Source organism: Acinetobacter piscicola (assembly GCF_002233755.1).
Lineage (GTDB): Bacteria > Pseudomonadota > Gammaproteobacteria > Pseudomonadales > Moraxellaceae > Acinetobacter > Acinetobacter piscicola.
The window spans coordinates 137,582-152,807 of the sequence record NZ_NIFO01000001.1 but is presented as its reverse complement, the minus strand read 5'-3'; the positions used below and the strand labels follow the sequence as shown (position 1 = coordinate 152,807).

Annotated in this window: 12 protein-coding genes and 6 tRNA genes; 10 read left to right on the top strand and 8 right to left on the bottom strand. The window is 36.6% G+C overall.

Annotated features, from left to right (window positions below; genetic code table 11):
* The first annotated feature begins 122 nt into the window (after nt 1-122).
* Nucleotides 123-192, top strand: a tRNA-Asn gene (locus CDA10_RS05595).
* Between the two features lie 283 nt (nt 193-475).
* A tRNA-Asn gene (locus tag CDA10_RS05590) sits at nt 476-551 on the top strand.
* Nucleotides 552-725: 174 nt separating this feature from the next.
* On the opposite strand, the gene CDA10_RS05585 is transcribed toward CDA10_RS05590, so the two are convergent.
* Nucleotides 726-1,757, bottom strand: coding sequence for a L,D-transpeptidase family protein (locus CDA10_RS05585; RefSeq protein ID WP_089604528.1), 1,032 nt, complete (start codon nt 1,755-1,757; stop codon nt 726-728).
* A 618-nt stretch (nt 1,758-2,375) separates the two neighbouring features.
* Between CDA10_RS05585 and pyrC the strand changes: the two genes are divergently transcribed.
* From pyrC to CDA10_RS05545, 8 genes are all read left to right on the top strand, one after another.
* Nucleotides 2,376-3,410: a dihydroorotase gene (pyrC, locus tag CDA10_RS05580; RefSeq protein ID WP_089604527.1), complete on the top strand. Its 1,035-nt coding sequence runs from the start codon at nt 2,376-2,378 to the stop codon at nt 3,408-3,410.
* Complete coding sequence (gene rnt / locus CDA10_RS05575; protein WP_010117039.1) at nt 3,395-4,054, top strand: ribonuclease T; 660 nt, start codon at nt 3,395-3,397, stop codon at nt 4,052-4,054. Before pyrC ends, rnt begins: the two co-directional genes overlap by 16 nt.
* A gap of 19 nt (nt 4,055-4,073) precedes the next feature.
* Nucleotides 4,074-4,149: transfer RNA gene (locus tag CDA10_RS05570), tRNA-Glu, on the top strand.
* A 362-nt stretch (nt 4,150-4,511) separates the two neighbouring features.
* Nucleotides 4,512-4,587 (top strand) — tRNA-Glu (locus CDA10_RS05565).
* Nucleotides 4,588-4,694: 107 nt separating this feature from the next.
* Nucleotides 4,695-6,116, top strand: coding sequence for an amino acid permease (locus CDA10_RS05560; protein WP_089604525.1), 1,422 nt, complete (start codon nt 4,695-4,697; stop codon nt 6,114-6,116).
* 128 nt (nt 6,117-6,244) lie between these two features.
* A complete protein-coding gene (locus CDA10_RS05555) occupies nt 6,245-7,162 on the top strand; it encodes a lipase family protein (RefSeq protein ID WP_089605166.1) in 918 nt (305 codons plus the stop codon).
* Nucleotides 7,163-7,278: 116 nt separating this feature from the next.
* A tRNA-Glu gene (locus CDA10_RS05550) sits at nt 7,279-7,354 on the top strand.
* A 43-nt stretch (nt 7,355-7,397) separates the two neighbouring features.
* A tRNA-Glu gene (locus tag CDA10_RS05545) sits at nt 7,398-7,473 on the top strand.
* Nucleotides 7,474-7,598: 125 nt separating this feature from the next.
* Here the strand turns inward: CDA10_RS05545 and CDA10_RS05540 are convergent.
* The 7 genes from CDA10_RS05540 to CDA10_RS05510 all read right to left on the bottom strand — a co-directional run bounded on the left by CDA10_RS05540 (nt 7,599) and on the right by CDA10_RS05510 (nt 14,988).
* The gene (locus CDA10_RS05540; RefSeq protein ID WP_089604524.1) at nt 7,599-8,180 is read right to left on the bottom strand and encodes a YiiX family permuted papain-like enzyme; all 582 of its coding nucleotides are present in this window, start codon (nt 8,178-8,180) and stop codon (nt 7,599-7,601) included.
* Nucleotides 8,181-8,424: 244 nt separating this feature from the next.
* The gene (locus CDA10_RS05535) at nt 8,425-9,615 is read right to left on the bottom strand and encodes a putative solute-binding protein (RefSeq protein ID WP_228704609.1); all 1,191 of its coding nucleotides are present in this window, start codon (nt 9,613-9,615) and stop codon (nt 8,425-8,427) included.
* A 380-nt stretch (nt 9,616-9,995) separates the two neighbouring features.
* Nucleotides 9,996-10,247, bottom strand: coding sequence for a hypothetical protein (locus CDA10_RS05530; protein ID WP_089604520.1), 252 nt, complete (start codon nt 10,245-10,247; stop codon nt 9,996-9,998).
* A 172-nt stretch (nt 10,248-10,419) separates the two neighbouring features.
* Complete coding sequence (locus CDA10_RS05525; RefSeq protein ID WP_089604518.1) at nt 10,420-11,670, bottom strand: FAD-dependent monooxygenase; 1,251 nt, start codon at nt 11,668-11,670, stop codon at nt 10,420-10,422.
* A complete protein-coding gene (gene ubiH / locus CDA10_RS05520; RefSeq protein ID WP_089604517.1) occupies nt 11,667-12,878 on the bottom strand; it encodes a 2-octaprenyl-6-methoxyphenyl hydroxylase in 1,212 nt (403 codons plus the stop codon). Before ubiH ends, CDA10_RS05525 begins: the two co-directional genes overlap by 4 nt.
* Nucleotides 12,879-13,440: 562 nt before the next feature.
* On the bottom strand, nt 13,441-14,301 hold the full coding sequence (locus CDA10_RS05515) for a Vmh family MBL fold metallo-hydrolase (protein WP_089604515.1): 861 nt from the start codon (nt 14,299-14,301) through the stop codon (nt 13,441-13,443).
* Between the two features lie 33 nt (nt 14,302-14,334).
* Complete coding sequence (locus CDA10_RS05510; protein WP_089604513.1) at nt 14,335-14,988, bottom strand: DsbA family protein; 654 nt, start codon at nt 14,986-14,988, stop codon at nt 14,335-14,337.
* Nucleotides 14,989-15,226 lie beyond the last annotated feature (238 nt).

The window sequence follows — 15,226 nt, the reverse complement described above, 5'->3', positions numbered from 1 at the left end:
AATAATCAATATATAAGCAAACTTTTCTAAATCGGATAATAAAAAAACATTTAAGCCATTTTTCTAACAATTTCACTTGACCCCATTGGCTTTCATCCATAAAATGCGCATCAGATTCTCCAATAGCTCAGTCGGTAGAGCGACGGACTGTTAATCCGCAGGTCCCTGGTTCGAGCCCAGGTGGAAGAGCCAGATTCTAGAAAGCCCACTCATGATGAAGTGGGCTTTTTTTATTTATAAATTTATGCAACAACTACAATAGTAGAAAAATAAAAGCATGGTCACTTTTAAGTTGAATATCGGTTCAACATAAATGATTTAAAAATTTATATTCATAAAACTCAAACCATTTCCATCAATAGGCTTTTATTTTTCTATGAATGATCAAATATTTAGCAATTAAAAGATTTTTATGACGAATTTAACAATTTTTTCTTGACCCTTCGCATTTTCATCCCTAAAATGCGTTTCAGATTCTCCAATAGCTCAGTCGGTAGAGCGACGGACTGTTAATCCGCAGGTCCCTGGTTCGAGCCCAGGTTGGAGAGCCAGATTCTAAAAACCCACTCAATTGAGTGGGTTTTTTCTTATCTGTTGTTTTTCGCTTTTAGATAAAACCTTTAGATAAAATAAATCGTACTTAGAATGAGCAATCACTCAAACGCACAAAATCAGCAAAACTGATCCTCGTAAAGATCAGTTCCATTATTTATTGCCCATCGAATTTAATCTAAAAACCGAACCACCGTACCCGTTTGAACTTTACGTCCTAAATCATTAGCATCCCAATTGGTTAAACGGATACAACCGTGTGAAGCTGTCTTTGAAATCAAAGATGGATTGGGTGTGCCATGAATACCAAATGTGGGCTTACTCAAAGCAATCCACATATTTCCTACAGGGCCATTCGGTCCCGGTGGTAATGCCAATTTCTTACGATTTCCCCCTTGTACAAAATTCTTCGGGTTGTAACCATAAACAGGATTTGGAGCAACCTTAATCACTTTGTGCGTCCCTTCTGGCGATGGCGTACCAGAGCCACCTATCGTTGCAGGAAATGATGCAACCAACCGATTTGAAGCATTAAACAAATAAAGCTGACGTGCAGGCTTATGCGCAATGATTAAAGCAATATTCTCAGGTAAATCATTACGAACGATTGGAACAACAATCATTTCACCCACTTTTTTGAAATTTGCTTTAGGGTTAATTTGTCTTAAAAAATCCTCATCAATATGAAACCGTTCACCTAACATTTCTGTAACACGGGTGAAATACAATCCTCGCATCTTGGCTTGAAGTGCATAGTTACGTGGAATCGACTTCACATAAGGACCTTTGATATCTGCTGCTGTAATGGTATACGTACCAAATGCTGCTGCTTTTTGATTCTTCAGCAAACTGTCCCATGTCTGTTTTGTTAATTCACCCGTAATCGGTAAACCTTGTATTTGTTGATACGCAGAAATTGCTTTGAGGAAGTTTTTACCACTTTTTGCATCGATTGGACCCGGTGACGCATGTGAATTATTGAGCATCACTTGCGCGCGCGCATAGACTGGGAATTGCCCCCTACCGATATTTTCTGACCAAATAGAATGATTAATACTTTCCAAAGACCAATTTTGTTTTGTATTGGTTTGAACTGATTCACTAGTTTTCGCAGTTTCTACCTGTTGCTTAGCAAAAAGCTGAGATTGAATATTTAATGTGACCAAACACATGACACATATAATGTTTGGCAATAGCTTAGCCATAAAAACTCTCAAGTAAATCTATGTTATTGTTTATTTCATTAAAAAATAAACCTTTCATAACAAATACATAGTAAGTATGCATGTTATGCTAAATATTTTAAGTCAGCATTCTTTTAAAAATAAGCTTAAATTTTTATGACTATTTCACTCAATTTTATTTGTAATACTTCCAAGTATTGCCCCAAATAGCATTGAAACCTAAAATTTACTTTTTAAATAAAATTAAGATTTTTAAATAGTTATATAAGAAATTTAGTCAATATTTTATTATTTGAATGAATTCTTTTTACATGATTGTATTATCTTTTTTTTTGAATAATATGCAATAGCACACGCTTTAAATTAGTCGTAAATTTGCTCTTTTTTATCGTGAACAAAAAATGATTTTTCACCTAAATAACATGGATTAATGATTAGTTGCTGAATTACAACGAATTGAGCGATATTTTTATTTACCAATCAGCACAAAAACATGACAACAATATGAATATATTGAACATATTTTAAACTTGAGCTTTATTTTCATCTGTTAATTTTACTTATATGATTTGAAATAGTTGTTATCATTTTTCGTCTTTATCGATTATCATCTGTTTTATTTTTTTAGTAAGAATTGCCTTGAATACGATTACCTTACTTCAGCCAGATGATTGGCACGCTCACTTACGTGATGGTCTCGCTTTACAACGTACAGTCCCTGATTTAGCCAATCAATTTGCACGTGCGATTTGTATGCCTAATCTTGTTCCACCTGTGAAAACAGTTGAAGAAGCAAATGCCTATCGTGATCGTATCATGGCGCATGTACCTGAAGGTGTGAATTTTGATCCGCGTATGGTGCTTTATTTTACTGACCATACTGCACCTTCTGAAATTATTAAAATTAAAGAGTCTGAGCATGTCAATGCAATCAAACTCTATCCTGCTGGTGCAACTACGAATTCTGATAATGGTGTTAGTGACATTCGCAAAGTTTATGCGGTTATTGAACAACTTGAAGAACATCAAGTTCCATTATTACTACATGGCGAAGTCACACATAATCATGTTGATATTTTTGATCGTGAAAAACGCTTCCTTGATGAAATATTGTCGCCATTATTAAAGCAATTTCCAAAGCTTAAATTAGTTTTAGAGCATATTACGACCAGTGAAGCTGCTCATTTTGTTCTTGAGCATGATCGTAATGTTGCAGCGACCATCACACCACAACATTTATTATTTAACCGTAATGATATGCTCGTAGGTGGTATTAAACCGCATTTCTATTGCTTACCTATTTTAAAACGTCAAACGCATCAGCAGACCTTATTGGAAGTTGCAACCAGTGGAAGTCCGAAATTTTTCCTTGGCACAGACAGTGCACCACATTCCAAAAATGCTAAAGAAAATGCATGTGGTTGCGCAGGTTGTTATAGTGCACCTACAGCAATTGAACTCTATGCGCAAGCCTTTGATCAAGTCGGCAAACTTGAACGCTTAGAAGGTTTTGCAAGCCACTTTGGTGCAGATTTCTATGGCTTGCCTCGCAATACCAATACGATTACTCTTGTCAAAGAAGATCAGGTGATTCCTGAAAGTTTAGATTATCTGGATGGTGAAAATATTATTCCGCTTTATGCAGGAAAAACCATTCATTGGAGAAAGGTGTGACAACTGAAACACAGCCTGTAATTGGACAACGCTTTCGTGGTTTTTTACCCGTCGTGGTTGATGTCGAAACTGCAGGTTTTAATGCAGATACAGATGCATTGCTAGAAATAGCATGCATTCCTATTATTTACGATGCAGAAGGAAAATTTGTTCCCGGTGAAGCACACCATGCACATATCAATCCTTTTGAAGGTGCCAATCTAGATCGCCGTTCACTCGATTTTATCGGTATAGATCCGTTTAATCCAATGCGTGTCGCAATGGCTGAAGATGAAAAAACTGCACTTAAACGCATGTTTAAAGCAGTTAATGATGTCCGTAAGCAACAACATTGTACTCATGCGGTATTGGTTGGGCACAATGCACATTTTGATTTAGGTTTTGTAAAAGCAGCTATTGCGCGTACAGGAACTAAAAATCAAAACCCTTTTCACAGCTTTTCAGTTTTTGACACAGTGACTTTAAGTGCCGTCATGTTTGGGCAAACAGTATTAGCAAAATCATGTATTCAGGCTGGAATTGAGTTCGATGGTAAAGAAGCACACTCTGCTTTATACGATACTCAAAAAACAGCTGAACTGTTTTGCTATATTTTGAACAAACTCGCTCCTCACTTACTTGACACTTTGATGGCGGATCAATAAGATAGCGCCATCTTCTAACGACCCTATCGTCTAGAGGCCTAGGACATCGCCCTTTCACGGCGGTAACCGGGGTTCGAATCCCCGTAGGGTCGCCATCTATTTAAATTCTGTTTTTAAATTAAAACGTCTTTAATTTCTATTTGCACAATTCATTTTGCTTGAATCAAATCAGAACATTTGATTTGTTCAGAAGTACGCGCGTCTAATCATCTTTTTAGTTAGTGAATTTTCCTGTATCTATTCACATATATTTTCAATTCAACTTTTAAAATAGCGTTATGCAATATTCATATTGCTAATCTTATAAATCATACAACTTATGGAAGTGTGGAGATAAAATCTTCAAACACTTATCTTGATTATTATTCGCCTAGATATTCAACATACACCTCCATTTTTAACAAATCTTTTTTGACAAACTTGTCATTTATCATTAATATACGCATCACCTCAGTACGACCCTATCGTCTAGAGGCCTAGGACATCGCCCTTTCACGGCGGTAACCGGGGTTCGAATCCCCGTAGGGTCGCCATATTCTATTTCTTCTATAATTATAATGACATTATTCGTCAATTCTGCATTGATCTATTTATTATTTTCTCTACAATAGCTCGCTTCATTTGTTACAACATTTCAACTATGTCTTCATCTCAATCAGAGCATGATGCTATGCACTCTACTGCAAACTCAGCGCCGTTAAAACGAGCAATGAGTACACGACATTTGGTGATGATCTCACTAGGTGGTGCAATTGGAACCGGACTTTTCTTAGGTTCTGGTGAGGTCATAGCACAAACTGGCCCTATTGGTGCCATCATTTCTTATATCCTCGGTGGAATCATCGCCTATATGGTGATGTTATGCTTAGGCGAACTTGCAGTACATATGCCTGAGTCTGGCTCATTTGGTAGCTATGCTCAAAAATATATTGGCCCTGCAACTGGCTATACGGTGACATGGCTATATTGGCTCACGTGGTCAGCTACGCTTGGTACCGAATTTACTGCTGCTGCATTATTAATGCAGGAATGGTTTCCTCACATTTCTATGTGGTTATGGACCATTATTTTTGCAGCAATCGTTTTTGGTTTGAACATGAGTTCTACCAAATGGTTTGCAGAATCTGAGTTCTGGCTTTCACTGGTTAAAGTCATCACAGTCATTATCTTTATATTGCTCGGCCTCTTAGCAATTTTTGGTGTTCTTAATTATCAAGGCTATGAATCTGCGCCTTTATTTAGCAACTTAACTGCCGATGGTTGGTTCCCTCAAGGTCTATTTCCTATCTTTGCCACAATGCTCATTGTAAACTTTGCCTTTTCAGGTACTGAGTTGATTGGTGTTGCTGCTGGTGAAACACAAGACCCTGCGAAGAACGTGCCTAAAGCGATTAATACTGCCATTTGGCGTTTGTTAATCTTCTTTGTTGGGACAATCATTGTGATCAGTGCTTTGCTTCCACACCAGCAGGCAGGACTCGGTGGTGAAGGTGTAAGTAGTAGCCCATTTGTGACTGTATTCGACCACATTGGCATCCCTTATGCTGAAGACATTATCCGCTTTGTGATTATCACAGCATTGTTATCTGCTGCCAATTCAGGTCTATTCGCTGCATCACGAATGATGTGGTCTTTATCTTCAAAGAAACAGCTTCCTGCTATATTTTCTAAGGTAAATTCACGCGGTATTCCTTTTGTTGCAGTCATTGTGACAATGTTCGGCGCATTACCAGGCTTACTATCAGAGCAATTTGCCCCTGAAACCATTTTCAAAAACCTGCTAGGTATCGCTGCATTCACTATGGTTGTCGTCTGGATGAGTATTTGTTTATCTCAATTTAATTTTAGACGTCAATGGTATAAGCAAGGTCACAGCAAATCTGAGCTGGCTTTCGCTGCACCACTTTTCCCGATCGTACCTATTTTAGGTTTTATCTTCTGTTTAATTACAGGAATCAGTATGGTATTTGATCCGGAAATGCGCGCAGGCTTTATTGGTTGTTTAATTTTTATTGCAGCTTGTTATGTCAGCTATGCAACTTTGTATAAAAATAAAAGTTAAACACAGCTGATCTTTCTTAAAATAAAAAGATGTAGCAACTCGCTACATCTTTTTACATTCAACAATAGAAAAAAAATTCTGTAATCTTTAAATTAGAATGAACAACATAAAAATGTATAAGAATGGCAATGAAAATTATTTTTATTCATGGCATGAATCAGCAAAATTATAGTGCTGAATCTCTTAAACAACATTGGATAGATATTTTCCAACAAGGGATTGATGAATTACAGATTAATTTCAACACTCACGATTTAAAAATAGCCTTACCTTTTTATGCAGATTTACTCATTAAGCATCAATTGAGTAACTCTTTTGATTTAAATCATTTTTTACCTAAATCTTTGCTTGAATATCATTTGCATAAAAATAATCAAACAGTTAAACCCTTAATTATTCAACCGAATAAAGAAATTCCTCCACTCCCCTATTTTCAACCTAAACAAGATTTGAAATTATCGGCACACTTATATTTGCTTTCACAACTAATCAAAGATAAAGCTTTAAAAGAATTCGTTTCTATACTCAATAATTTTCCTAAACTACATGAAAATTTGATTCATAAATTTTTAATTGAAACGTATTTATATTTAGCGAATCCAGAATTTATGAATGAAGTACATCAACGTATTTTGACCAGTTTTGAAGAAAATGAAGAGCATATTATTGTGGCCCATTCACTCGGTACTGTTATTGCATACCGTCTTTTACAACAACTTAAATCGAAGTATTGTATTCAACGCTTTATTACCTTGGGTTCACCTTTAGCTTTTAAGGTTATTCAGTCCAAACTGATACAACCTATTGTAAGACCGACAAGCTTACATGGAGAATGGTTTAATTTTTACTCCTCTGATGACTTTCTAACCACATTCCCACTCGTTAATTATCCATTTAATTTTAATCCAAGAATAATAAATACAGCTATTTCCACCTTCATTAATTCACCCCATGAAATCGTTGGCTATTTACAACACCCTGCTGTAATTCAAAATATTTTAGACCCTATTTTAAATCCAGATTTATGCATTCCGTGTCATTTTTAAACACTTTTTCTATTTTTGCTTTGTTTTTATACATTCAGACACGATTTCACTTTTTATTGCGGAAAAAGGTTTGACACTTTTCCATATTCGCCCTAATATACGCCCACCTCTGAAACGACCCTATCGTCTAGAGGCCTAGGACATCGCCCTTTCACGGCGGTAACCGGGGTTCGAATCCCCGTAGGGTCGCCATTAATTTAATGGTTTAGTTTTCAGTTGGTTGCCTCAATTTATTGACCCTATCGTCTAGAGGCCTAGGACATCGCCCTTTCACGGCGGTAACCGGGGTTCGAATCCCCGTAGGGTCGCCACATTAGAGAATCTCTCTTTGAAAAGAAAATTTTCATTGAAAGTTCTCATTAAAAAACCTGAGCATAATGACTCAGGTTTTTTTATATTTGAAAAATCTTAAATTGTAAATCTTCAGTGTGAATAGCTATTTCACTGTTACTAAGTGCTTCGATTCAAAAATAGCCTTTGGCGCAATTACTGTTTCTTGTAATGGTATGTTCTGACCATACCGCTGTTTCATTAATACTTTAACCTTGACATCAGATAAATCAAAACTCTTCAATTTTTGTAATGGTGCAAGTTGAATTCCCAATGCGTCGTTATATGCTTTCCAAACAATTTCTGAACAATAAATTGCTTCATCATTCCATTCAAAATAAATGTCATAAGGCTTAGCTAAATATTTTTCAGCATCCATTTGCAATGCATTTTGTTGTTGTCTATTTAATCCTTTACCCAGTCTTTTTACAACATAGTGTCGATTTACGCCACGATTTACCCAAGCATTGAACGCTGTATATTTCACAGGCTGTATCGCTTCTAAAACCCACAATTTACCCTTTTTATTAACGATCATTCCCATATGACTATAAGGAGAATGCGTTGCCTTTTGAATCACAATACTTTGTGCAGACTTAGAAGTTTGAAAAATAATATCTCCTGTTTGATAGTTCAGAGCAAAACTCAAACTGGGTAAAAGTGTAGATATCAGTAGAAATTGCTTCATTGTCTTTAACCATTAATTTTCTATTTCTTTCAGAACGGGACAAATGTCTAAGGAAATAGTGCAAACATTATTTTCTATCAATAGAAGATGCTTAAATGACAATATCATTGATCTTTGCCAAAAACATAGAGATATGGACAAGTTTCACTTCAGATTTTTAATCCATAAAAAAGCCAAAATTCAACATGATGAATTTTGGCTTTTTGTTAATTGGTTAATATTATCAATGTATGATCAATATCAATTATTCGTCTGTTAATGAACATTCATAATTGCTCGGATTCTGGCTACATCTAATTTTCTTTAATATTTTCATCATTGCAGGGTCATAATAGCCTTCTTTGGTCATCTGAATACGTGCTTCCCGCATAATTCTTGTATAACCAGGTTTATCAGCCTCACGTATTTCCATCCAGTACTTGTCTGGAATTTCTCGCTCTATTTTATCTACAAATTGAAATGCAGGACTGAGTTGTTTGGAAATCATTTCACGTGCAATTGACCCCATTCCCGCAGGAAATTTATTGCGATGCATAATGAGTGTTCCAGTCACTTGGATCAAAGGAAATTTAATAATTCCGCCAACCGCATTGCCATTCTTATCCGTCATTCCTTTATGTAGTTCAAGTGGTTTAAATAACAAAGCTGGCCCAGCCATGATATCGACCTCTTTGTTATTAAACTTTCCACCGACACTGAGTAAATCTACTGAAACAGGTTGTGCACCGACATTTTGAACCAATTTTCTTTGCGTACCATCAAAATTCATGACAGCAACTTTTTTACCTGCCGCTTTTGATAATGTATCAATACGACGGTCATTGACCATAATATACGCCGCACCCAATGGCACAATTCCGACGACTTCGTAATCTCTATTTACCATTTTGGCATCATATTCAGGACGTGCTAATAGCTGAATTACTGTAATCAACTGTTTATAGCTTTGTACTGCACCAAGGGCATCGATACTGCCCACAAATGGATTAAACTGTCGTGCACGTAAATTACTAATACCTGCACCATCACATTTTTTACTGCGGAAATCTTCCGTCAGTACACGTTCATCGGTATAGACACGCAGATTAATATCGGTTGAAGCTGTTTTCTTTAATTTCGGATAATTTAAATCAATATGCATGGATAGTTTCGTTGGACGAGTAATTTTCATGTCCACACCAAAATCTTTAGCAACTTGTGAAATTCTTGGAAGCTCACTGATATAACTGGTTGCCTGTTCAAAAGCCTCCCCATTTGCGCCATCTGGTGAAAATACACATAAAGTCACTTGTTTAGGTATTTGTTGCCAAATTTTAGGATCATTCATTAATCTTTTAATTTTTGCTTTTGAATGTTCTGACAATGCCAAATCAAGTTTCGGACCCGAAGCTGGTGCAGCATAAGCCAATGGTAAAATTGCTGATAATGCCGTCATTAAAATAACTTTTTTAATGACTTGTCTTGTGTCTATTTTCCAACCTGTTTTTATCAAATCTCGCATAGCCCCATCCCTGCTTATTTTCTTCTTTATCCATAATAATTAACTTCAGCCTAATTGAAGTTTTCTCATTTGGAATTGACTATAAAAATCCAACACTTGTCAAAAAGGACATTTTTATACTTTATGTCATTTTTTTATTTTTTTAATGATATATTTCAATAGAATAGATAAAAAATTACGCTATTCCGCTTATCGTAAACCAAACACATTCAAATGCATGGGTTAGACCATCAATACTCATCTGCACAATATCATTTGATAAAGCTGACATTAAATTTCAATAAAAAAGCACCACATTAGTGATGCTTTTAAAATCAATCTTTTGCATTTTCATCGGGTGGAACTTCGGTGATTCTTCCACCACGTGCTAAGAAAGCTGCGACCTCATCTTCGAGTGCCTCACGCTGTCTTTTTTTAGCAGTCACGGTTAATGTTTCTGCTTCAGCTAGGTCTGCATCAGAAACGGTTGAATCACTTGCAGCCGCACCTTTTTCGGCAGCTTTGGCTTCATCATCATCTACTGCTTGATCTTCAGTATTATCATCATAGTCATTAGAATCTGTCATTTTAAACTCCCCATCAATGACGTCAATTTACCATTCTAAAATGGTGATGCTATACCGTGAAATGTAGCAAGCTCTTTTGATTTCGGCTAGAGGGTTATGCAAAAAAATTGTGCTTTTTCTGATCAAATTCATAAAAAATGACAATGTTTGTTTAAAAAATATCAATTTAAATTTAAACAGCATAACGTGTCGACTTTAAGGTTGATAATCCATTGGCTTGAGCCATAAACTGATCTTTTAAAAATACTTGCTTTTCAATCTGCTTCAAACCAAAGTTTCTCGCCCAAACGATTGGGAAAATTTCAGCACTTTCAAGAAAACCAATTGCGGACATACTATGCATCATCGCGTCATTTTGACCTTTCCGTTGATGCTCATAACGCTTCAATGTTTGTTCATGTGCCCACACACCACGTTTTAAATCATGTAACAACACATCACATAAAATAGCAGCGTCTAAACACCCAATATTCACCCCCTGTCCTGCCAGTGGATGAATCACATGTGCAGCATCACCAATTAATGCCAAACCTTCCTTTACATAACGCTGTGCAGCACGTGCTTTGAGTGGGAATTTAGCTCGAGGAGTTGCTTCTAACACCTCGCCAAGCATATGGTGACTTTCTCTCGTCAGCAGTTGGCAAAAGGCTTGATCATCAAGTGCTGCATATTCATCTGCATAATCATCAGGCAATGTCCAAACAATCGAAATCCAATGTTCCGCTTGCTCTGTATTTAAACTTGCCATAGGCAAAAAGGCCAAAGGCCCTGTTGGATGGAAAATCTGACGTGCAACATACTGGTGTGGTTGCGCTGTACGAATCGCACAGGTTAAACCCGCTTGCTGATAATCTAAAATATCTAGATCAATAAATGCTTGCTCACGTACAAAAGAATTTGCACCATCTGCACCAATTAAAAGTTTAGTCTTCAGTTGTGTCCCATCTGCAAGTTTAATAATCCAACAGCCCACACCACGTTCGACACGAACCACTTTGACTTGAGTCCGATAATCTTGTAATTGATCTAACATTTGTTGCTGAATTGCGAGATTGAGTAAACTTGGCTCAACCATCGAACCTAAGCTTTGCTCAGCTGTTGGAAATTTTTCAGAGACATGGCCAAAATTAATTTCACCATAGCCATTTTTATTCCAAACCTGCATCCCCGTATAAGGCATTTGACGTGCAATCTTTTCCCAGACATTCACTGTTTTTAACAAATGAATGGTGGCTTGACTCAAAGCAAGTACCCGAGGATTGGCAACGGCTAAAGTCTTTTCAGCATCGAGAATAGGTGCTGCATCAAGTACAGTGGCCTGTACCCCACCTTGCGTCAATAACAAGGCCGTTAAACCACCAACCAAACCACCACCAATAATGACAACGTCCAATACCTCTACAGACTCATTCACTTGGTTCATGCTTTTAATCCCATTGCATAATTGGCAACCAAAGGCTTAATCCCCGGAATAACATCAAAAGCCACTAGACCTGTATTACGTAATAATTTAAGCACTGGGTTTTGATTACTAAAACCACGCACCACTGAATCACAGAATTTAATTACACGTTTCTGATCTGCCAATCGAGCCTGTTCATAGGCTTTCAACATTTCAGGTTCACCAATATCATCTGACTTTGCGATTTGTTCGAGAATGTAGCGCATCAAAACATCTGCATCTCGCATACATAGGTTAAAACCTTGTCCTGCGACAGGGTGAATCGTATGTGCAGCATTGCCCATGAGAATCACACGACCAACTGCTTGTTTTTCTGCAAGTACTTGTGACAATGGGAAACTAAACCGCTTACCCGTTTTTTGAAATTTTCCTGCACGATCGCCATAGGTTTTTTGTAAAGCATCTAAGAAATGTTGATCATTTTCATCGCCCAACCATTCATCTTCTGTCCCTTTTTTCACAGGCCATACCACTGAACGGCGGTATTCTCCAGGTAAAGGTAATAAAGCCAATGGGCCTAAATGGCTAAAACGTTCAAATCCAACTTGATGATGTGGCTTAGATGTTTGTACTGCCGTTACAATCGCAACTTGATCGTAATCATGTACATCTACACCCACACCCAATGCTTGGCGACAAAATGAATCTCGTCCATCTGCTGCGATCACTAATTTAGATTTTAGTGAATGCGTATATTCCTCACCTCGTTTAGCTTCAACATAGACATATTCAGCATCTTGATGGAGTGAAGAAACCTGTACACCATCAATCAGTTCAATCAACGGCTGCTGGCGAACTTGCGTTAACAACACTCGTCCTAACCATGCATTTTCAATCACTTGCCCAAAGCTTTCGACTTTTTCTTGCTCTGCAACTAAACGTGCCTTACCAAAACTGCCTTGTTCAGTAATATGCACTTCGAGAATAGGGGTCGCATGTTCTTGTAAAGCATCCCACAGTCCAAGCTTTTGATAAATCTGCACAGTGCGGCGTGATAATGCAGTATTTCGAGCATCAAAACTGGAATGATATGGCGCAACTGTCGCATCGTCATAATTTGGATATTTTACAGCTTCTAAAAGTTTCACAGCGATGTTAGATTTCGCTAACATCAATGCCAAACTCAGCCCAACCATACCACCGCCCACGATGATGACTTCTTGTTGCATGCTTTGATCCTTTCTATACGCGATTCAGCTTACTGAATACTTATAATCTTGATTAATTTTATATTACATGAAGGTCAGCTATTTTTATATTGAAATAGGAAATTGTTATTTTATTTGTACTGAATCAATACGTTGTTCCTAATATAAAAAACCATCCTCAAAAACCAATACAAAGCTGTATTGACCTAAAAAATAAAAGCAACTGCGTTCGTTTGGTAATGCCATTTCAATCAATTTAAAAGATCACAGTCAATATTAATCAGTTAAGCCTGCAAGGCTACGTGATATTTCAGTGAATACACTCCAGTCCTTTGCACTTAAACAACATTAGCATTGTTGATATCACAAACAATTTGAATGGTTAAAAGAACACATTTTCAAGATGATATTAAAGTTAAATATCACTGATATAAAACAATCCAATGATCTAAAATTTATTTATCCAAGATATTTACATTACGCATCACTTTATCTAAAAACAGATCAAATGATGCATAACGAACTTCTTTTGGTTTATTGATTATGATGCAAATAGAAATTTCATAACACAATAACCCTTAAATTATTTCCACTCCATTTCTCCAGTCAGCACTTTAGAACTGAGCTCTAAAGAACTTTCATCAGCAAAGTTCGGATATTTTTCTTTTAACTTTGCGATCACAGATGCAGAATCTTTATGATCTTTTAAGACTTTATCTACATCAGCAAGATAATGATACGTGAAGTCAATGGCTTGTGTCCCAGTAGGAATATCACCGATATAGTGACCCGGAATCACGGCACTAGGTCGCAAACGATTCATTTGTTTAAGCACTTTTTTCCATTCATCACGCGCTTCTTTACTTTGTGTATCCGCAGTCCACAAATGAATACCCGATGACAAACCTACACCACCTAAAATAGTACGATTGCTTGGAACCCACAAATAAGATGCATATTTACCCGGTGCTTTAATTTCAATTCGTTCACCTTCCAGCTCTATGGATTTATCTTCAATCACATTGGGAACAATGATTTGTGATGGTGCGCCTGATTTTAAGATTGGCCCCCAATACGCAAATTTCCCCTCTTTCGTTGCTTGAATATGCTTAACCACTTCAGGTGTAGCAATCACTTTGGCATCTGGAAATGCCTGAACAAGCGGTTCTAACCCAAAATAATAATCTGGATCACCTGCTGTAATTACAATATATTTTAGACTTTTACCACTGTCTTGAATGATTTTTACCAGATTCTTCGCATCGTTTACACTAAATTGCGCATCAACCAATACAGCATCTTTTTCACCCGTGATCAAAGTGGATGTCACAGGGAAAATCGCTTGAGTTTGCGGATTATAAACTTTATAGCTTAATTCTGCGGCAAAGGCAGAAGCGCTTAGAGCGATTGAACTGACCAAAAGTGATTTTAAAAATAATTTCATATGATGACCTCAGTTATATTTAAAGTGATTCAATTAATGTTTAAGTTGTTGCGCCACAAAACTCACGAAGTCCTGTGATTTATTGTAAAAATGTTGAACGGCGATCTTATTTATTTCACCATTTTGATTTTCAAATACCAAGGTTGGAAAACCATGACCTTGAACTTGTGACAACAGTCTACGGGCATGATGAATAGATTCATCAATTTGCTGTTGATCTATAGCACCTAAATATTTTGACCATTGCTCATCACTCACACCTAATTTGGAAGTGAGTTGGGCAATCACATCATATTGTGTAATATTTAAACCTTGCTGATAATAGCCTTGTTGTATCAAGTTCAAAAAAGACACACTTGCATGATGTCCCAAACCTTGCTCAACTGCGAGTAAAGCATGTGTTGCAGGTATAGAATTCATAAAAAGTTGATGATCTTTTAATAATCCATTTTTATAAGCATCACCAAAAACAACACCAGTAAGCTGATGGATTTGCTCATCATAGTGAATGATTTGGGTACGCATCGTTGCAGTCATTTGTGGCTGATGATCTTCACTATACAATCCACCAAAGTGTAGACGTTGTAAATCAGGGAATGCTGCTTCAACTGCATTAATTAAAGGTAATGCGCCATAACTCCAGCCGCAGATAGGATCTAAAATCCAATGTAACATTGGAGTAGCCATAACTTTTTCTCATTTAATATAAGGATTGAAATATGTGCAAAATCACATTTTTCTTTGGATAATATCTATACTAAATGACAAGCTTACTTTTTGTAAGTACTTACCGAATAGTAAGTATGAAATTAAAATACGATCAAAATAAAAAACAATCAAAATGAATCCGCGTATCATTTTTATTTTTAATAAATTTCAATATCTTATGTGTTTATAATTAAAAATAATAATCTAATTACAAATA

Bases quoted from the DNA above. Each gene is read 5' to 3' on its own strand.
- ubiH (WP_089604517.1), bottom strand. From the start codon at position 12,878: ATGCAACAAGAAGTCATCATCGTGGGCGGTGGTATGGTTGGGCTGAGT.
- CDA10_RS05515 (WP_089604515.1), bottom strand. From the start codon at position 14,301: ATGAAATTATTTTTAAAATCACTTTTGGTCAGTTCAATCGCTCTAAGC.
- CDA10_RS05510 (WP_089604513.1), bottom strand. From the start codon at position 14,988: ATGGCTACTCCAATGTTACATTGGATTTTAGATCCTATCTGCGGCTGG.
- CDA10_RS05530 (WP_089604520.1), bottom strand. From the start codon at position 10,247: ATGACAGATTCTAATGACTATGATGATAATACTGAAGATCAAGCAGTA.
- CDA10_RS05555 (WP_089605166.1), top strand. From the start codon at position 6,245: ATGAAAATTATTTTTATTCATGGCATGAATCAGCAAAATTATAGTGCT.
- CDA10_RS05560 (WP_089604525.1), top strand. From the start codon at position 4,695: ATGTCTTCATCTCAATCAGAGCATGATGCTATGCACTCTACTGCAAAC.
- CDA10_RS05535 (WP_228704609.1), bottom strand. From the start codon at position 9,615: ATGACGGCATTATCAGCAATTTTACCATTGGCTTATGCTGCACCAGCT.
- CDA10_RS05585 (WP_089604528.1), bottom strand. From the start codon at position 1,757: ATGGCTAAGCTATTGCCAAACATTATATGTGTCATGTGTTTGGTCACA.
- CDA10_RS05540 (WP_089604524.1), bottom strand. From the start codon at position 8,180: ATGAAGCAATTTCTACTGATATCTACACTTTTACCCAGTTTGAGTTTT.
- CDA10_RS05525 (WP_089604518.1), bottom strand. From the start codon at position 11,670: ATGAACCAAGTGAATGAGTCTGTAGAGGTATTGGACGTTGTCATTATT.